This window comes from Azospirillum sp. A23 (genome assembly GCF_042938965.1).
Taxonomy (GTDB): Bacteria; Pseudomonadota; Alphaproteobacteria; order Azospirillales; family Azospirillaceae; genus Azospirillum; species Azospirillum melinis.
Genome location: NZ_CP170667.1, coordinates 2,033,025 through 2,051,262 on the forward strand (window position 1 = coordinate 2,033,025; position 18,238 = coordinate 2,051,262).

Genomic DNA, 18,238 nt, shown 5'->3' on the forward strand with positions numbered 1-18,238 from the left:
GATGAGCGATTTCACCGACGACCTCGACGATCTGGAAACCGCGGAAGACTTCCTGCGCTTCTTCCACGTCACCTACGACCAGCGTGTTGTGAACGTGAACCGGCTGCACATCCTGCAGCGCTTCCACGATTACCTGTCCGACGACATCGGCATGGAAGGTCTGGACGACGAAGGCACGACGGCGCGCTACCGTTTCCATCTGGAACGCGCGTACCAGGATTTCGTCGTCTCCAACGCCATCGCGGAGAAGACCTTCAAGGTCCACAAGGAAGAGGCGCGCAAGATGGCGGACCGCTTCGTCCCGCTGGACAGCCTGCTGGGCACGCCGGTCGGCTGACGCCGGCGCCGTCTGAGCGAACGAGTGGGGCGCGCCTGGCGCGCCCCCTTTGTCGTCAGTGGATTTTGCTCTCGTTCGGGCTGCCGTCGCGCCGGTAGACATGGACGTGGTAGGCCGCCATCGGATTTTCGTCGAGATAGCGCAGCAGTTCCTGCTCCGTCCGCGGCGTGGCGCCACGGATCAGCACCTGCCAGGCGGGCTCCATCGTCGCGCGCATGGTCTCGCTGTGCGGCAGCATGATGAAGCCGGCCCATTCCGGGTCGAAATCGGCCAGATAGCTCTTGGTGTAGTGCTTCATCATCGCCGCGTCGTTGACGTTGACGCTTTCCATGTTCTCGAAACAGACACGCAGATCCATCGCCGGTCTCCTCATGCAAAAGGCTGCAAACCTGCCGGTAGCCCGTCCGATGGCTTGCAAGGGACGGGTGCAGGTCCGCGATACTCGCTCGTGAAAACAGCCGTAACAGTCAGATGGTACGCCGCAGGTGTGAAAAACAAGGGTTCGCCGACAGCCCAGGCGACGCTTTTCCACCGTCACCCATGCAAGGGACGCAGGCTGCACCATTGGTCATAATCCCGCGTTTTCAGGTTCGCCGATTGCACGACTCCTGTAAAATCGCTGTGACACTCCTTGCACGATCATGATGACCGACCCTTCGCCTGCCTCCGACACTCCCATCCGCATCCTTATCGTCGAAGACGAGAGCCTCGCCGCCATGGCTTTGGAGGAGGTTCTGGGCATGCTCGGATTCGCCGTCGTCGGGATCGAGGACAATGCGGACGATGCGGTCGCGGCGGCGGAGCGGCTGCGTCCGGACATCGTGATGATGGACATCCGCCTGCTGGGGCCGCGCGACGGGATCGAAGCCGCGGTGGCGATCCGCAAGCGGACCGGCATCCGCTGTATCTTCACCTCCGCCTTCGGCGACCCCGAAACCCGCCACCGCGCCGCCGAATGCGATCCCTTCGGCTTCGTCCGCAAGCCGTACTTCCCGGCTGAACTGCAACGGGCGCTGGGTCAGGCGACGGAGACGTTGCGGGGACGGGTTTAGAAAAGCGTCGACGTAAGCCTTCTTCCCAAACACGAATCGGCCCCCGCGCGTCGCTGCGCGGAGGCCAACCAGTTCCGGGGAAAGACAACGAAAGACCGGATCAGCCGAACTTGTAGCTGATGCCGTAGCCGCCACGCGGATAATCCCAGGCGATGTTGCCCTTGTCCTGGCAGACGACGCGGCAGGTGCCGCATTCCAGGCAACCGTCGGTCACCAGCGTCACGCCGCCGGTTTCGTTCTTGCTGTAGCAGGCGGCCGGACAGCAGAAGGTACAGGCCTGCTTCTCGCAGGTCTGGCAAGCCTCCACGCTCTTGATCTGGATGTGCGGCCGGCTTTCGTCGACGATGTAGCGGTTCTGATAGAGCTTCTCTTCGACCTTGACCACGATGCTCATCGCACGGCCCTCACCAGCTTGATTGCGTCACCGACCAGTCCCATCACCGAGCGGCGCTTGATGAAGGACTTCATGATCGCCTTCTCCTTCGTCTTCTTGTCGATGCTGTCCACGGTGAACCAGTTGTGGGCAGCCGCGGTGATTTCGTCGGGATAGGCACCGAAGAACTGCTTGTTGCCGTGCATGATGCCGGGCAGCTCGCGATACTTCTTCAGGTCCTTCATGATGAAGCTGTCGTCCAGCTTCTTCTTGTAGACGGCAAGGTTCGACGCGGTGAAGCCCTTGCCGGCGGACTTCAGCTCGATCACCGTCTCCGCCGCCATACGGCCTGATGCCATCGCAAGGTTGGAGCCTTCGCGGTGGGCGGCGTTGTTGAAGTGGGCGGCGTCGCCGACCACCATCCAGCCGTCGCCATAGAGCTGCGGAACCGCCTTGTAGCCGCCTTCCGGGATCATGTGGGCGGCGTATTCCTTCATCTCCGCCCCTTCGATCAGCGGCTTGATGACGGGATGCTTCTTCAGATCCTCCAGCATCTTGTAGGGCGGGCAGGAGCCGTTCTTGAAGTCGGAGATCAGGCAGCCGATGCCGATCGTCAGCGATTCCTTGTTGGTGTAGAGGAAGGCGGTGCCGACCATTCCCTTGGTCACCTTGCCCATGATCTCGATGACGACGCCTTCGTCCTCCTTGATGCCGAAGCGCTGCTGGATCAGCTCCGGATCGATGAAGAGGATTTCCTTGACAGCCAGCGCCACATTCTCCGGCGCGGCTTCGTCCTGGAGGCCGGCGCGCTTGGCGAGAAGGGCGTTGACGCCGTCGGCCATGATGACGACGTCCGCGTGGATTTCCCCGCCCTCGCGGTCGGTGCGCACGCCGATGACCTTGCCCGACGCATCGCGGATCAGCTCGGTCACCGTGGTCTCGCAAATCTGCAGGCCGCCGACCTTGCGGATCTGCTCGCCCCACCATTTGTCGATGTTGGCGCGGATGATGGTGTAGCGGTTCGGCTTGTCGCTGTTGAAGGCTTCCGAGCGGTAGTTGGTGCCGACGTAATTGTCGTCGCCCAGCAGCCAGACGCGCTGTTCGATGATGTGGCGCTCGGTCGGGCAATCGTCCCGGAAATCCGGGATGATCTTCTCCAGCTCATGGGCGTACATGATGCCGCCCTGGACATTCTTGGCGCCGGGATATTCGCCGCGTTCGAGCTGAAGCACCTTCAGCCCCTGCTTGGCCAGCGTGTAGGTCGCGGCGTTGCCGGACGGGCCGGCACCGATGACGATGGCGTCGAACTTTTCGACCATGTCGACAGGCTCCTTTCTCGTCCGGCGGTCAGCCGGCCATGCGGTTGATGGAGAGGCGGCGGCCGAAGGCATCGGTCAGCGCCGGCAGGATCTTCAGCGCGTCGCCGACCAGACCCAGATGGGCGAAGTCGAAGATCGTCGCGTTCGGATCGGTGTTGATCGCCAGGATCAGGTCCGACTTCTCCATGCCGACCCGATGCTGGATGGCGCCGGAGATGCCGGCGGCGATGTAGAGCTTCGGCCGCACCGTCTTGCCGGTCTGCCCGACCTGACGGTCGTTGCCGGCCCAACCGGCCTGAACCAGCGGGCGGGTCACCCCGACCTCGGCGCCCAGCACCTTGGCGAGGTCGAAGACCAGCTTCATGTTTTCGACCTTGCCCAGCCCCTTGCCAGCCGACACGATGATGTCGGCGAAGGCCAGCTGCGCCTCGTTCTGCTCGCGGTCGGCGATGAAGTTCAGGACCTTGGTGACGATGTCCTCTTCGCGGAGATCCGGCTGGATTTCGATGACACGGCCGGTGCGGGCGTCGTCGCGCTCCGGCATCGCCATCACGCGCGGCCGCACCGTCGCCATCTGCGGCCGGTAGGCCAGGGTCTGGATGGTGCAGAGCAACGTGCCGCCGAAGGTCGGCCGGGTGGCGGCCAGCGAGCGGTTGTCGGCGTAGATGTCCAGCTCGGTGCAGTCGGCGGTCAGGCCGGTCGCCAGCGTGGTGGCGATGGCGCCGGCCAGATCGCGGCCCAGCGTCGTGGCGCCCAGCAGCACGATCTCCGGCTTGTGCGTGTTCACCACGTCGGTCATGACGCGGCAATAGGGGTCGGTGCGGTAGTCGGCCAGCGCCGGGTCGGTCACCTTGTAGACGATGTCGGCGCCATAGCCGATGGCGTCGCCACAGATGCGGTTCAGGTCGGGGCTTTCGGCGCCCAGCACCACGGCGCCGACCTCCACCCCCAGCTTGTCGGCCAGCTTGCGGGCTTCGCCCAGCAGCTCCAGCGACACGGAATGGACGGTGCCGCGCTCCTGCTCCACGATCACCCAGACGTTCTGGTAAACCTTGAGGTGTTCGGGAAGCTGGAATTTGCGGCCCTGGGGCTTGCTCGGTTCGCTCATCGTCGGGTCTCCCGCGGATGGATCGTCAAAGCCCGGCCGCGGCGCGGGCGAGCAGGTCGCCGGCCAGCTTGGGCTGGGCGGCGAAGATGGCGTCGATGGCGGCAACAGCCATCGCGTCGGGGGTATCCGTATCGGCGACGATCATCTTCGCCTTCTCCGCCCGCGGCTTCGGCACGAACACCTTCGACACCACGGTCGGCGAGCCCTTCAGGCCGACGCGGCCCTCCTCGGCGCCGGTGAAGTCGCGGCTCCAGGTCTTCAGCTCGTAGCGGGCGGCGCGGAACAGATCGTCCATCTTGCCGAAGCGGATGGTGTTGGTGCCTTCCAGCATGGTGATCATGCAGGGCAACTTGGTCTTCAGCACCTGCACCCCGCCTTCGGAGCGGCGCTGCACCACGATCTCTTTCGAGGCGATGTCCAGATTCTCGATCTTCGTGATGTATGTCAGCTGCTCGAAGCCGAGCCGGGTGGCGATGCCGGGGCCGACCTGGGCGGTGTCGCCGTCCACCGTCTGCTTGCCGCAGAAGACGATGTCGACCGGATCCTCCTCCGACAGCTTCTGGATGGCGGAGGTCAAGGCGTAGGAGGTCGCCAGCGTGTCTGAGCCGGCGAACTTGCGGTCGGTCAGCAGCACCGCATCGTCGGCCCCCAGCGACAGCGCCTTGCGCAGCGAGGTTTCCGCCATTGGCGGCCCCATGGTCAGCACGGTGACGCGGGCGCCGACCTTGTCCTTCAGCCGCAGCGCCTCTTCGAGCGAGAACAGGTCGAAGGGGTTGATGATGGCGGGCACGCCCTGCCGCATGATGGTGTTGGTGACGGGATGGATGCGGATCTGGGCGCTGTCGGGCACCTGTTTGATACAGACGACGATGTGCATCCCGCTCTCCTTGGCTTCCGCTCTCGCTGTGGCGCGCATGTGGGTTTGGGGCCGGCACCGGGCCGGGATACATCCCAGACAGCAAGCAGCGTGCCAGCCGGCGGAGACCGATCAAGCCACGGGAAACACTGGAGATTTTCAAAAGTCGGAAAGCGCCCTCCCCATGTCGCAAAGGCGACAAGGGGACGCTGATGTCGGTTTCGCTACAGCCCCGGCGGGTGCAGACTCAGACCGTCTCGATGTGGGCGACGACCCGGCCCAGCTCCACGCCGACGCGGGCGACCATGTCGGCGATGCCGTCCAGCCGGTGGTCGATCACCGCCAGCTCCACCGCATCGGCGGCGGCGGCGAGGTCGCGGGCGCCGACGGTGCGCGAGGAGCCCGCCAGCTTGTGGGCGGCCTGCCGCACCTCGTCCCAGATCTCGCCGGCCAGCGCGTCGACCAGCCAATGGTGCGAGGCGCTGTTGGAGGTCACGAACTCGCCGAGCAGATGCCGGACGAACTCGCTGTCGCCGTCGAACAGCGCGGTCAGCGCTTCGAGGTCGAGCGGCGGCAGGTCGGCAATGGCGGGAGCGGGGGCGATGGCGGGAGCAGTCCGGGGCGAGGGCTGAGGTGCCGGTTGCTGCAACCCGCCGGTCACCGGCTCCGTGTTCTGCAACGGATCGTCCAATTCCTCTCCCTCCCCGGTTTCGCCGTCCGCCGGCGGCAGGAAACGGTCCACCACCCGGCGCAGGTCGGCAAGGCTGACCGGTTTCGCCAGCGTGTCGTCCATGCCCGCGAGAAGGCAAAGCTGGGCCTCGTTCTCCGTCGCGTTGGCGGTGATGGCGACGATGGGCAGGCGAGCGCCGCTTTCCCCCTCTGCGGCGCGGATGCTGCGGGCCAGTTCCATGCCGTCCATCTCCGGCATCTGGCAGTCGGTCAGCAGCAGGCCATGGCCACCGGCCCGCCACAGGGCCAGCGCCTGGGCGCCGTCCTCCGCCGTCTCCATCACATGGCCGAGAAGGGTCAACTGGCGCTGGATGACCTGACGGTTGGTCGGATGGTCTTCCGCCACCAGGATCAGCCGGCCATGCGCCCGCGCCTCCTCCACCGTGGGCAGGCGGCGGCGGCCGGCGGCCGGGGCGGCGGGCTCCGGCGCGGGTTGCCGGTCGGTGCGCCCGCCCTCCCCCGCCGCCATCCGGCCGGCGGCGGCCAGGACGGCGCGGACCAGCCCGACCCGCCGCACCGGCCGGCCGAGCACCACGGTGCCGGCACCGGAGGCCCCCAGTTCCGCCGCATCGCCGGAACTCAGCGCGTCGCCGCCGATCACCACGCGCCCGCGCACCCGGCCGCGCGGGTCGCGGTCCAGCGCTGCGGTGTCGGTGCCGAGCGTCGAGACCAGCACATCGCAGGCGGCGGTCGGCAACAGGGTGCGCAAGGCGGCGGCGGCATCGGCCGCCTCCACCACCTGCGCGCCGTCGGCATTCAGATAGCGGGCGAGAAAGCCGCGCTCCTGCGCATCCGCCGCCAGGAGCAGGACGGTCACCCCCTGCAGCGGCGCCCGCTGCGTCACGGCCAGCTCGTCCATCGCAACCAGATCGGCGGCGAAGGTGAACCAGAAGGTGGAGCCGACATTGACCTCGCTGTTGACGCCGATGTCGCCGCCCATCAGTTCGGCCAGACGCCGGCAGATCGACAGCCCCAGCCCGGTGCCGCCGAAGCGGCGGGTGGTCGATGCCTCCGCCTGGGTGAAGGGGCGGAACAGGCGGGTCTGGTTCTCCCTGGAGATGCCGATGCCGGTGTCGGTCACCGCGACGCGGATGATGACGCGGTCGCCGTCGAAATGCGCCAGTTCCACCCGCACGGTGACAGAGCCGGACTGGGTGAACTTCACCGCATTGCCGGCGATGTTGAACAGCACCTGCCGGATGCGGACCGGATCGCCGACGACTTCCGCCGGCAGGTCGGGGTCGATGTAGGTGACCAACGACAGCCCCTTGGCCCTGGCACCCGGCGCCAGCGTGTCGGCCACCCCCTCCACCACATTGGCGAGCGCCACCGGCACCCGCTCCAGGTCGAGCCGGCCGGCCTCGATCTTGGAGAAGTCGAGGATGTCGTTGATGATGGTCAGCAGGGCGCCGGCCGATTCCCGCACCACGCTGACCAGTTCGCGCTGGTCGCCGGTCAGGCTGGTGTGCTCCAGCAGTTCCAGCATGCCCTGGATGCCGTTCATCGGCGTGCGGATCTCGTGGCTCATGGTCGCCAGGAACAGCGACTTCGCCTGGTTGGCCGCCTCCGCCTCCGAACGCGCCGCCTCGGCCGCCACGCGCGCCGCCACCAGATCCTGCGTGCGCTCCGCCACCTGCCGTTCCAGGCTGCGGTTCAGCTCGGTCAGTTCCTCGTAGAGGTGGACATTGTCGAAACCGATGGCGACCTTGGCGCAGAACACCTCCAGCAGCCGCCGCTCGTCGGCCGTCAGGGCGCGGCCATGCCCGAGATAGACCACGGTGTCGTGCCGGCGGGTGGCGGAGCGGAAGACCAGAACGCTGTGCCCGCGCTCATAGCGGTTGCGGCCATCGGCCAGCGCCGCGATCACCGCCTGTGCGGCGTCGGGCGGCAGCGCCAGGAAGAGCGGGATCCCTTCCATCCCGACATGGCAGCCGGCACCGCCCAGCACCAGCGGCTCCGCCGGCCGCGGCCCGTCGCACAGGCGGCTGACCAGCGCCACCCCGCCCGACGTCGGCCCATTGGCGGGCGGACAGACGCCGACGATCTGGGCCACGGCATGGCGGACGAACTCCGCCATCGTCCGCTTGCCCAGCAGGGTGGAGGAGGAGTCCAGGATGCGTTCCAGCCCCTCCCGGTGATCCTCGATGGCGGTGATGTCCTGATAACCGCGCAGCGCGGCAACGACCGAGGTGAACAGCTTCTGCGCCGTCAGCTCCGTCTTCGATTTGTAGTCGTTGATGTCGTAGCTGAGGATGACGTCGCGTTCCGGCGCCTGCCCCGGCTGGCCGGTGCGCAGGATGATGCGCACACGGCGGTTGCTCAGCTCGCTGCGGATGTAGCGGACCAGCCGCAGGCCGGCATCGTCGGATTCCATCACGACGTCCAGCAGGATCACCGCGATGGCCGGGTTGTCGCGCAGCACCCCGCGCGCCTCCGCCGCGGTGGCGGCCGACAGGAACTGCGCCGGGCGTCCTTCGAAGGTGAAGCCGCGCAGCACCATCTTGGTGGTGGCATGGATGGCCGGGTCGTCGTCGACGATCAGGATCAGCCAGGGTTCGACCGGCTCTGCAGCCTCGGCAACCGCCTCGACGGCGGGCTCCTCCTCCGCGAACAGGAATTCGTCGCTCATCACGGTCCCCCGGCGAACTTGCCGCGCTTTTTCCACCCCGACGCGCGGCCCGAAGCGCGCCCCAAAACGCCGGCGACCTTAGCATATGTCGGGGAATGACCGCCAGTCGGCCCCCTCCCGCCGCCATTGGGTGGCCATCGGGTGTAAAGGGTGGATTTGCCGGGCGGCAGCCACCATGGTGGCGCCGTTTTCCATCGCGCATGTGCCGTCATGAATCTGCTTGCCTGCATCCACGACAAGGCCCCGCTGATCGAGGCGCGGGATCCCGACCTGGGCGACCTGTTCCCGCCCGGCTTCCTCGAACTGTACGAGGTGCACAGCTACCGCAACGCCGCGCGCATCCTGGCCCATGCCTGCACGGCCGAGTTCCGCGAGATCACAGAACGGCTGATGGAGTTCCGCATCCGCACCGAGGACATCGTGGCCTCCGGCGGCAACAAATCGCAGATCGCCAAGACGATGGAGCGGATGCTGAACCCGCTGGGCTGGAACGAGACGCGCATCCGCGGCGATCTGTTCATCACCAAGATGATCGTGACGCACGAGGAGAAGCGCCGCGTCGCCGGCAAGAACCGCGGCCAGACCGTCACCGAACAGCGCCAGCGCGAGGAGCTGTACAAGGTCAACGGCTTCATCGACGGCCACAAGATCGACTTCGTGAAAGGGCGGGTGTCCTTCGATCTGGAATGGAACAGCAAGGACCAGACCTTCGACCGCGACCTCTACGCCGCCCGCACCTTCTACGAATGCGGCATCATCAATGCCGGCGTCCTGCTGACCCGCAGCGCCGAACTGATCCCGCTGTTCACCGAGGTGGCGCGGCGGGTCGAGATGAAGAACTTCCAGAACAAGTACGGCGCCAGCACCACCTGGATGAAGAAGCTGCTGTACCGCCTGGATGCCGGCCGCGGCGGCGGCTGTCCGGTGCTGGCGCTCGGCATCCGCCCGGCGCTGGTGTCGGATTTCGACGAATGGAAGGACAGCCACCCGGTGGTGCGGCAGGCGGCGACCTTCGACGTCGACACCGGGGCGGAGGACGAGGACGATCTGTGGTGAGGACGCCAGGGAGCCCTGACCAGGGTCCTCACCGGCCTTCTCACGCGAACTTGCGGTCGGTCAGCAACAGCCGCACCGCGAACCCCAGGAACAGCACGCCGGCGATGCCGTCCAGCGCCGTGCGGACCCGCGGGCTGGACAGGACGCGCCGTGCGGCGCCGGCGCTGAGCGCGGCGATGCCGACCAGATAGACACCGCCCAGCACCGAGATGATGTTGCCGAGGATGAAGGTCTGCAGCGCCACATGGCCCAGCTCCGGGGCGATGAACTGGGGCACGAAGGCCAGCTGGAACAGGATGATCTTCGGGTTCAGCAGATTGGTCAGCAGCGCCTGGACGAAGACGCGGCCCGTGCCCGCCGGGGCCGGGGCCTCGATGGACGGGGCGGGCTCGGCACCGCGGCTGGTCCAGACGCTCCACAGCGACCGGAAGCCGATCCAGGCGAGATAGGCGCCGCCGGCATAGCGCAGCAGGTCGAACAGCGACGCCGACGCCGCGATCAGGGCGGAGATGCCGGCGGCGGCCAGCAGCGAATGCACGGTGTTGCCGACGCAGATCCCGATGGTGGCCACCACGCCCGCCTGCCGGCCATCGGCGATGCTGCGGGTCAGAACCAGAAGCGAATCCGGTCCCGGTGCCAGGACCAGCACACAGACGGCGACCATATAGAGTTGCAGCAGGTGGAGATCGAGCGGCAGGGTCATCGCGGAACGGGCCTTCGGGCAAGAGGCTTGATCGAGCGGGCTCAGGCAGGGGGCTTAGGCGCTCAGTCCGGCCAGCGGCGGTGGATCCACAGCCATTGCGCCGGCTTGTCGCGGATCCAATCCTCCAACAGACCGTTCAGCCGTTCCATCAGAATTCGCACATCCGCATTGCGGTCGCCGCTGGTCGGGTATTCCTCCGGCGGCAGGACGGTGAGGCGGAAACGGGCGCCGCCGAGCCGTTCTGTCCGCGTGGGGCAAAGCGGCAGGTTCAGCTTGATGCCCAGGACGGCCGCCGCCGGAGCGGTCATCGCATCGCGGCCGAAGAAGGGCACCGGGATGCCGTCGTTCATCTTCTGGTCGATCAGGATGCCGACATGGCCGCCCCCGTTCAGATGGCGCAGCAGCATGCGCGCGCCGTCCGGCCCCTTGGGGATCTGGGGTCCCGCCGCCACCCCACGCAGCTTCAGCAGCAGCTCGGCGACGATCGGGTTATTTGGGGCGCGGTAGACCGCGCCCACTTCCAGCCCATGCAGGCGGGCGGCGACCGGCTGCACCTCCCAGTTCGCCAGATGGCCGGTAACTATGATGCCGGCCTTGCCGTCCTCGCGCAGCCTGTCGACATGTTCAGCGCCGACCACCTCGACCCGCTCGCGGCCGATCTGCTCCAGATGCGGGTATTCGGCGATGGTGCGGCCGAGATTGTCCCACATCCCGCGAACGATCTCCTCGATCTCCGCCCCGCCCTTCTCGGGAAAGGCACGGGCCAGGTTGCGCCGGGCACGGGCGCTGTTGGGCAGCCACGGCCCCACCGTCCGGCCGATCCAGCCGCCGAGCGCCGACGCGCGGTCGAGCGGCAGCGCCTTGAACAGCCGGCAGATACCGAGGACCAGAACCGCCTCCAGCGGATAGCCGATCCGGCGCGTCAGCCATTTCCGCAACGGGCTACGTGGCTTGGCCATCGGGGCTTCCTTTCAGCAACAGATGCGTCAGCAGCGCGGCAAGCGCGGCCTCATCGGCCCAACGCACCGACACCGGCAGGACGGCGATCTTCGCCCGCAACTCCAGCGGCAGGCGGACGGCGTCCTTGGCGGTGGTGATGGGCAAGGCGCCCAGCGCCGCGGCGCGGTCGATCAGCGCCGCCACTTCGGCCGGGCGGTAGGGATGGTGGTCGGCGAAGGGCACGCGCTCTGCGATGCGGGCGCCGAGCGCTTCCAACGTCGCAAAGAACTTCTCCGGCCGGCCGATGCCGGCGAAGGCCAGCACCTCGCGGCCGGCAAGACGGGCGGCGGCCTCCGGATCGGGCTCCAGCCGGGCTGCCAGCACCGGGCGTCCGCCGGCCAGCGCCGCCAGAGCGTGACGGTCCTCGCCCAGGATCACCAGCGCATCGGCGCGGGCGAGGCCGTCGGCCACCCGTTCCCGCAGCGGTCCCGCCGGCACCAGCCGGCCATTGCCGAAGCCAACCGCGCCGTCGGCAACGATCAGCGACAGATCCTTGTCCAGCGCCGGGTTCTGGAACCCGTCATCCATGACGATTGCCCCGGCACCGGCGGCAACCGCGCGCTCCGCCCCGGCCAGGCGGTCGCGCGCCACCCAGCAGGGCGTCGCCCCGGCCAGCAGCAGCGCCTCGTCGCCGACATCGGCGGCGGCGTGGCGGCCGGGATCGACCGCCAGCGGACCGGCCTCCCGCCCGCCATGGCCGCGGGTCAGCGCATGGACGGCAACGCCGCGGGTCTGCAAGGCCGCGATCAGGGCCAGCCCGACCGGCGTCTTGCCAGCGCCGCCCGCCACCAGATTGCCGACGCAGACCACCGGAACGCCGACCTTGCGCGGAACGGTCCCGGCGATGCGCCGCCGCCCGGCCAGCCCATAGAGCGCCCCCAGCGGTGCCAGCAGGGTGGAGGCGAGACCGGGCGGCCGGTACCAGAAGGCGGGGGTCTTCACGGCGGCGCGTCCCCTCAGGCGGCGGTCCGGATGCCGGCGGCGCCCAGCACCGGTGCCAGCGCCGCCAGCGCCCGGTCGATGATCCGCCGGTTGTCCGCGGTCACCCGCGCCGCCCCTGCGACGATACGGTCCCGCGCCCGGTCATCGGTCAGCAGCCGGCGCGCCTCGCGGGTCAGCGCCTCGCCGTCGGCCACCGGCAGGGCGCCGCCGGCAGCCTCCAGCATGTGGGTGATCTCGCCGAAATTGAACATGTGCGGGCCATAGAGCACGGCACAGCCCAGCTGCGCCGGCTCCACCGGGTTCTGCCCGCCATGGGGGATGAAGGACCCGCCCATGCACACCACCGGTGCGGCACGGTAGAACAGCCCAAGCTCGCCCATGGTGTCGGCGACATAGACGGCATGCTCAGGCCCCGGCAGGCGATGCCCGGCGGTCCGCTGAAGAACCGACAGGCCGCGGGCGCGCATCAGCTCCGCGATGGCATCGCCGCGATGGGCATGGCGCGGGGCGACGACCGTCAGCAGGCCGGGCAGCACCGGGGCCAGCGCAGAATGGACCGCTGCGGCGATCTCGTCCTCTCCCGGATGGGAACTGGCGAGCAGCCAGACCGGCCGACCGGCCAGGGATGCCCGCAGCGGCTCCATCGCATCGGCGACGGCGGGGGGAGGCTCGGCGGAGAATTTCAGGTTGCCGACGCTGGCGACGCCGGAAGCGCCGAGCCGGCGCAGCCGCTCCGCATCGCCTTCTGTCTGGGCCAGCGTCACCTGGAAGGTCGACAGCAGGCCGCCGATCAACCCCGGCACGTTGCGCCAGCGCGAGAAGCTGCGTTCGGACATGCGGGCATTGACCAGCGCGGCCGGGATGGAGCGGGCGCGGATGCCGGCCAGCAGATTCGGCCAGATCTCCGATTCCGTCCACAGCACCGCGTCGGGCCGCCAATGGTCGAGGAAACGGTCGACGGCGCCCGGCAGATCGACCGGCACATACTGGTGGATCGCACGCTGCGGCAGCCGCCGGCCCATCAGTTCGGCCGAGGTGACAGTGCCGGTGGTCATCAGCACGGTCAGGTCGGGTGCGCCGTCCAGCAGCCGGCCGACCAGCACGAGGACCGAATTCGCCTCCCCGACGCTGGCCGCGTGGATCCAGACCAGCGGACCGGCCGGCCGGGCTTGCGATGCCACGCCGAACCGCTCCGCCTGGCGCACGGAGTCTTCCTTGCCGGCGGCACGGCGCCGGTCGAGATAAAGGCGCACCGCCGGCCCGGCAACGGTCGTCAGGCCACGGTAGAGGGAATGCAGCATCAAGGTCCGGAACAGGAGACGTACGACAACGGGCGCGTTGCCGGCACCCCTGATACGGACCACCGGCGACGCGCCCGGCGGCACCTTAGCACGCGGCAGCGGTTCCGTAACAGGGGCCGGTGCGACGCAGGCCCCTCACCGTTCCGCCAGCGCCAGCTTGGCGCCGAGTGCCGCGAAGGCTGCGGCAAAGCTGCGGCGCATCCAGGCCATCACCCGCGGGCGGGAAACCACCTGATCGCGCACCGCGGCGGCAAACAGGCCGTAGACGACGAAGACCGCGAAGGTCAGGGCCATGAACACGCCGCTGAGCTCCAGCATGCGGGAGACCGGCTGGGGATCGGCATCGCTGACGAATTGCGGCAGGAAAGCCAGGAAGAAGATCGAAAGCTTCGGGTTCAGCACATTGACCAGCACGGCCCGCAGGATCATGCGACCCACCGTGCTGTGCGTCCGGTCCGCCTCGATGCTCAGCGCGCCCTGCTCCTTCAGCGTCGCCCAGGCCATGTAGAGCAGATAGAGCACGCCCAGGATCTTCAGCCCCTGGAACGCCACCGCGCTGGTGTGCAGCAGGGCGGCCAACCCCAGCACCGCCGCCGCCATGTGCGGCACGATTCCCAGAGTGCAGCCGAACGCCGTCACCGCGCTAGCCCGTGCCCCCCGCGACAGCCCCGCGGCCAGCGTCAGCAGCACCCCGGTGCCGGGCGAGGCGACGACGATCAGGGACGTGATGAGGAAATCGGGGGTCATGGCCGGGAACCTCGCGCAGGAGTGGTGGCTCCGGCGAATGGAACCACACCGCAGGACCGTGACCAAGCCGAATGAGCGGAAGAATGCCTGCCCGGCTTACGTGAAGGGCCGCAGGTTCGACAGGAACTGTTCGGCCGAGCGGCGCCAGGAGTAGCCCAGCGCATAGTCCCGGCAGGTCTGCGCCGGGATCGCCAGCGCCCCTTCGACCGCGCGCTTCAGATCCTCGTCCAGGCAGCCGGCGCCGGAGCCGTCCACCACGTCCAGCGGTCCCGGCACCGGATAGGCTGCCACCGGCACGCCGGATGCCAGCGCCTCCAGCAGCACCAGCCCGAAGGTGTCGGTGCGCGACGGGAAGACGAAGACGTCGGCGGCGGCGTAATGCCTCGCCAGTTCCTCGCCATGCTTGGCGCCGACCCAATGGACGGCCGGATACTTGCGCTGCAATTCCTCCCGTGCCGGGCCGTCGCCCACCACCACCTTGGTGCCGGGCAGGTCGAGGCGCAGAAAATCCTCCAGGTTCTTTTCCACCGCCACGCGCCCGACATACATCGACACCGGGCGCGGCAGATCGAGGAAGTCCTTGTCGCGGGGCCGGAACAGCTCGGTGTCGACGCCGCGGGTCCAGCGGCGGATGTTGGCGAAGCCGCGGGTCGTCAGCGCGTCCTCGATGGTCTGGGTCGCCACCATCACCGCCGAGGACGGCTTGTGGAAGCGGCGCACCACCGCATAGGACAGCGCCAGCGGGATCGGCGCGCGGTCGCGCACATATTCGGGAAAACGCGTGTGGTACGCGGTGGTGAAGGGCTTGCCGTGCTTCAGGCAATAGGACCGGGCGGCAAAGCCCAACGGCCCTTCGGTGGCGATGTGGATGCAGTCGGGCCGCAGGCCGTCGATCATCGCCCACAACCGCCGCTTCGCCCCCAGCGCCAGCCGGATTTCCGGATATGTCGGCATCGGCAGGGTGCGGAAGCGGTCGGGGCCGATCACCTCGACGCTGTGGCCCATCGCCTCCAACTCCCCGCGCACGGTGCCGATGGTGCGCACGACGCCGTTCACCTGCGGGTGCCAGGCGTCGCTGACGATCAGGATGTTCACGCCGCTTCCCGTTCCTTCGCCGTGAGTTCCTTCGCCTTGATCTTGCCGCCGGTGGGGCTGCTGCTGGGACCGGTGGTGGCAAGCCGCTGCGCCATGACCTCCGTCCAGTGGATGATTTCCAGCGCGCCGCTGTCGTGCTCGACCAAGGCGGTGCAGGACTCGACCCAATCGCCGTCGTTGCAATAGAGGATTCCTTCGATGTCGCGCATCTCGGCGGTGTGGATGTGGCCGCAGACGACACCGTCGACCTTGCGGCGGCGGGCTTCCTCGCCCAGGGCTTCTTCGTACTTTCCGATGAATTCGACCGCGGTCTTCGCCTTGTGCTTCAGGTAGGCCGACAGCGACCAGTAATTGAAGCCGAGCTTGCGGCGCACCCAGTTGAACAGGGTGTTGACGTGCAGCAGCGTGACGTAGGCGTGGTCGCCGAGCAGGGCCAGCCACTTGGCGTAGCGCACCACCGCGTCGAACTTGTCGCCGTGGGTGATCAGCAGGCGGCGGCCATCGGCGGTGGTGTGGACCCATTCGTCCACAACATGCACGCCGCCGAATTGCAGCCCGACATAATCGCGCGCCGCCTCGTCATGGTTGCCGGGGATGTAATAGACCTCCACCCCCTTGCGGGCGCGGCGCATGATCTTCTGCACCACGTCATTGTGGGCCTGCGGCCAGTACCAGCTTTTCTTCAGCCGCCAGCCGTCGACGATGTCGCCGACCAGGAACAGGTGATCCGATTCGGTGTGCTTCAGGAAATCGAGAAGCAGTTCCGCCTGACAGCCGCGCGTTCCAAGATGAACGTCGGATATCCAAATGCTGCGGTAACGCTTGACCGCTGGGACGGCGTCCATCTTCCGCTCCGTCGTCGCCATGGCCGATGGCCATCAAGACAACTGCCGTATAAAGGAAAGAGGCATGCCTTGACAACGATTTGAAACAGCTGCACCTATTCGTCACAACGATTTGGGCTATCGTCATACCGTTGCAGTTTTACTGTAATGGAACCGCCACAAGCCCTTCACTGTTCTGCAACAGAAGGCGCATTTCGCGCCGGTCAGGGAGAGCGAATCGGTGCGCGACACGGTTCTGGTCGGCGAAAGCCCGGCGGTTGGCATGGGCAGCGGCGAGGATGCGGCCATCGACGTGCGGCGACTGCTGGTGATCCACAACCCGACCGCCGGCGGGCGGCGGGCACGGCGGCTTCGCGCGGTGGTCGCCCGGCTGGAGGCGCGCGGCATCGGCGTCACCGTCAGGCCGACCGGCAGGCGCGGCGATGCGGAGGAGTTCGCCCGCGCGGCCGATCCCGCCGAGGTGGATGCGGTGGTGGCGGCCGGCGGCGACGGCACCATCAACGAGGTCATCAACGGGCTGGCCGCCCATGCCGAGGCGGGCAGGCCTCTGCCGCTCGGCATCGTGCCGATGGGCACCGCCAATGTGCTGGCGGCCGAACTGGGCCTGACGATGGATGCGGAGCGCATCGCGACGGCGATTGCCAGCGGAAGGCGGACGATGATCTGGCCGGCGCAGGCGAACGGGCGGGTGTTCTCGCTGATGGCCGGGGTCGGGCTGGACGCGCGGGTGGTGGAGCGGGTCGATCCCAGGGTGAAGCGGCTGATCGGCAAGGGCGCCTATGTCGCCGAGACGCTGGTGCAGTTGGCAACCCGGCCCGACCACCGCTATCGGGTCACCTTGGACGACGGGGAGGCACAGGAACTGGCGTCGGTCATCGTCGCCAAGGGGCATTTCTACGGCGGCCGCTTCATCTGCGCGCCCGATGCGCGGCTGACGGAGCCGGAGCTGCATGTCTGCCTGTTCCCGCGCGGCGGGCGGCTGAACGCGCTGCGCTATGTCTGGGGCGTCACCGCCGGGCGGCTGGCGCGCTTTCCGGACTACCGGGTGGTGACGGCCAGGCGCGTGCGGATCGAGGGACCGGCCGGAGACGGGCTGTTCGCCGACGCGGTGCAGGGCGACGGCGACGTGCTGGCGCGGCTGCCGGTGGAGATCACGCTGGCGGGGTGGCGGTTGCCGGTGTTGGCGGGGTGAGGGTTCCGATCACCGCGACGGCGGCAGACCCCGCGCCGCCCGTGCCTGCTCCTGCAATGCCACGTAATGGTGCCAGACCAGCCGTGCCGCCAGTGAGCGATGGGGCCGCCACGGCTCTGCCACCTCGACCAGTTGCTTCGCCGTCGGCTTGTCCGCCCAGCCCTTCAGACGCTGGACGCCCAGCTGGATCGCCAGATCGCCGATGGGCCAGATGTCCGGCCGGTCGAGCGTGGTCATCAGATAGACCTCCGCACTCCAACGGCCGATGCCCTTCAGCGCGACGAGCTGGGCAATCGCCTCCTCGTCGGGCAGGTCATGGATGATGTCGAAATCGAGCCGGCCGCTCGCCACCGCCTCGGCGAGGCCGCGGGCATAACCGATCTTCTGGCGGGAGAAACCGCAGGCGCGCAAGCTGTCGTCGTCCAGCGCCAGGATGGCATCGGGGGTGACGGTGCCGCCCAGCCGGTCCTGCAGCTTGGCCCAGAGCGCCAGCGCCACCGTGGTGGAGAGCTGCTGCTCCATCACCATGCGCAGCAGGCCGACGAAGCCGGTCGGCCGGGTGAAGTCACGGATCACCGGGCCGCCGACGCGCAGGCATTCCGCGAAAATGGGGTCGAGCGCGGCCAGATGGTCAACACTCATCTGCCGCGCTCCACTCCGGAAAACCGCTCAATCAAGGCTGGCGGAGGATCAGGCCACCAGCTCGATGGCGTAGTCCTCGATCACGGTGTTGGCGAGCAGCTTGCTGCACATCGCCTCGACCTCTTTGCGGGCGGTCGCCTCGTCGGTGCTCTTGAGCTGCAGCTCGATCACCTTGCCGGCGCGGACGTCCTCGACGCCGTCGAAGCCCAGCGTGTGCAGCGCGTGCGCAATGGCCTTGCCCTGGGGGTCGAGAACGCCGCGCTTGAGGGTGACGTGAACCTTGGCCTTCATCGGATGTCCGCTCGCTTTACGG

The 18,238-nt window shown here is 68.0% G+C and carries 19 protein-coding genes; 4 read left to right on the forward strand and 15 right to left on the reverse strand.

The window, feature by feature from the left end; all coding sequences use genetic code 11:
* Position 1: 1 nt before the first annotated feature.
* Positions 2-337, forward strand: coding sequence for a nitrogenase-stabilizing/protective protein NifW (gene nifW, locus ABNQ40_RS26925; RefSeq protein ID WP_109051292.1), 336 nt, complete (start codon positions 2-4; stop codon positions 335-337).
* A gap of 55 nt (positions 338-392) precedes the next feature.
* Here the strand turns inward: nifW and ABNQ40_RS26930 are convergent, their stop codons facing one another.
* Positions 393-695, reverse strand: coding sequence for a hypothetical protein (locus ABNQ40_RS26930; RefSeq protein WP_109051293.1), 303 nt, complete (start codon positions 693-695; stop codon positions 393-395).
* Between the two features lie 283 nt (positions 696-978).
* Between ABNQ40_RS26930 and ABNQ40_RS26935 the strand changes: the two genes are divergently transcribed.
* The gene (locus ABNQ40_RS26935; protein WP_247879966.1) at positions 979-1,389 is read left to right on the forward strand and encodes a response regulator; all 411 of its coding nucleotides are present in this window, start codon (positions 979-981) and stop codon (positions 1,387-1,389) included.
* A 100-nt stretch (positions 1,390-1,489) separates the two neighbouring features.
* On the opposite strand, the gene ABNQ40_RS26940 is transcribed toward ABNQ40_RS26935, so the two are convergent.
* The 5 genes from ABNQ40_RS26940 to ABNQ40_RS26960 form a co-directional block, all read right to left on the reverse strand.
* On the reverse strand, positions 1,490-1,783 hold the full coding sequence (locus tag ABNQ40_RS26940) for a ferredoxin family protein (protein WP_109051294.1): 294 nt from the start codon (positions 1,781-1,783) through the stop codon (positions 1,490-1,492).
* Positions 1,780-3,081: an FAD-dependent monooxygenase gene (locus ABNQ40_RS26945; protein ID WP_109051295.1), complete on the reverse strand. Its 1,302-nt coding sequence runs from the start codon at positions 3,079-3,081 to the stop codon at positions 1,780-1,782. The genes ABNQ40_RS26940 and ABNQ40_RS26945 overlap by 4 nt, the downstream gene beginning before the upstream one ends.
* Positions 3,082-3,109: 28 nt before the next feature.
* Positions 3,110-4,189, reverse strand: coding sequence for an electron transfer flavoprotein subunit alpha/FixB family protein (locus tag ABNQ40_RS26950; RefSeq protein WP_109051296.1), 1,080 nt, complete (start codon positions 4,187-4,189; stop codon positions 3,110-3,112).
* 25 nt (positions 4,190-4,214) lie between these two features.
* Entirely contained in the window at positions 4,215-5,066 is an 852-nt protein-coding gene (locus ABNQ40_RS26955) for an electron transfer flavoprotein subunit beta/FixA family protein (protein WP_109051297.1), read from the reverse strand.
* A gap of 226 nt (positions 5,067-5,292) precedes the next feature.
* Complete coding sequence (locus tag ABNQ40_RS26960) at positions 5,293-8,403, reverse strand: response regulator (RefSeq protein ID WP_109051298.1); 3,111 nt, start codon at positions 8,401-8,403, stop codon at positions 5,293-5,295.
* Between the two features lie 210 nt (positions 8,404-8,613).
* On the opposite strand from ABNQ40_RS26960, the gene ABNQ40_RS26965 reads away from it, so the two are divergent.
* Positions 8,614-9,459, forward strand: coding sequence for a BglII/BstYI family type II restriction endonuclease (locus tag ABNQ40_RS26965; protein ID WP_109051299.1), 846 nt, complete (start codon positions 8,614-8,616; stop codon positions 9,457-9,459).
* A 40-nt stretch (positions 9,460-9,499) separates the two neighbouring features.
* Here ABNQ40_RS26965 and ABNQ40_RS26970 read toward each other — a convergent pair whose 3' ends face one another.
* From ABNQ40_RS26970 to ABNQ40_RS27000, 7 genes are all read right to left on the reverse strand, one after another.
* On the reverse strand, positions 9,500-10,162 hold the full coding sequence (locus tag ABNQ40_RS26970; RefSeq protein WP_109051300.1) for a LysE family translocator: 663 nt from the start codon (positions 10,160-10,162) through the stop codon (positions 9,500-9,502).
* 62 nt (positions 10,163-10,224) lie between these two features.
* A complete protein-coding gene (locus ABNQ40_RS26975; RefSeq protein WP_109051301.1) occupies positions 10,225-11,121 on the reverse strand; it encodes a lauroyl acyltransferase in 897 nt (298 codons plus the stop codon).
* On the reverse strand, positions 11,105-12,103 hold the full coding sequence (gene lpxK / locus ABNQ40_RS26980; protein ID WP_109051302.1) for a tetraacyldisaccharide 4'-kinase: 999 nt from the start codon (positions 12,101-12,103) through the stop codon (positions 11,105-11,107). Before lpxK ends, ABNQ40_RS26975 begins: the two co-directional genes overlap by 17 nt.
* Positions 12,104-12,117: 14 nt before the next feature.
* Positions 12,118-13,404, reverse strand: a complete 1,287-nt coding sequence (locus ABNQ40_RS26985) for a 3-deoxy-D-manno-octulosonic acid transferase (protein WP_109051303.1) — start codon at positions 13,402-13,404, stop codon at positions 12,118-12,120.
* Positions 13,405-13,539: 135 nt separating this feature from the next.
* Positions 13,540-14,151 carry a LysE family translocator gene (locus ABNQ40_RS26990; RefSeq protein WP_109051304.1) on the reverse strand — a complete coding sequence of 204 codons (612 nt, stop codon included), beginning with the start codon at positions 14,149-14,151 and terminating at the stop codon, positions 13,540-13,542.
* Between the two features lie 96 nt (positions 14,152-14,247).
* Positions 14,248-15,246, reverse strand: a complete 999-nt coding sequence (locus tag ABNQ40_RS26995; RefSeq protein ID WP_109051305.1) for a glycosyltransferase family 1 protein — start codon at positions 15,244-15,246, stop codon at positions 14,248-14,250.
* Positions 15,243-16,091, reverse strand: a complete 849-nt coding sequence (locus tag ABNQ40_RS27000) for a UDP-2,3-diacylglucosamine diphosphatase (RefSeq protein WP_109491119.1) — start codon at positions 16,089-16,091, stop codon at positions 15,243-15,245. Before ABNQ40_RS27000 ends, ABNQ40_RS26995 begins: the two co-directional genes overlap by 4 nt.
* 220 nt (positions 16,092-16,311) lie before the next feature.
* Between ABNQ40_RS27000 and ABNQ40_RS27005 the strand changes: the two genes are divergently transcribed.
* On the forward strand, positions 16,312-17,283 hold the full coding sequence (locus ABNQ40_RS27005) for a diacylglycerol kinase family protein (RefSeq protein WP_109051306.1): 972 nt from the start codon (positions 16,312-16,314) through the stop codon (positions 17,281-17,283).
* 9 nt (positions 17,284-17,292) lie between these two features.
* Here ABNQ40_RS27005 and ABNQ40_RS27010 read toward each other — a convergent pair whose 3' ends face one another.
* Both ABNQ40_RS27010 and purS read right to left on the reverse strand, forming a co-directional pair.
* On the reverse strand, positions 17,293-17,925 hold the full coding sequence (locus ABNQ40_RS27010; RefSeq protein ID WP_109051307.1) for a DNA-3-methyladenine glycosylase: 633 nt from the start codon (positions 17,923-17,925) through the stop codon (positions 17,293-17,295).
* Positions 17,926-17,973: 48 nt separating this feature from the next.
* Positions 17,974-18,216 carry a phosphoribosylformylglycinamidine synthase subunit PurS gene (gene purS, locus ABNQ40_RS27015; protein WP_014246942.1) on the reverse strand — a complete coding sequence of 81 codons (243 nt, stop codon included), beginning with the start codon at positions 18,214-18,216 and terminating at the stop codon, positions 17,974-17,976.
* Positions 18,217-18,238: the final 22 nt, after the last annotated feature.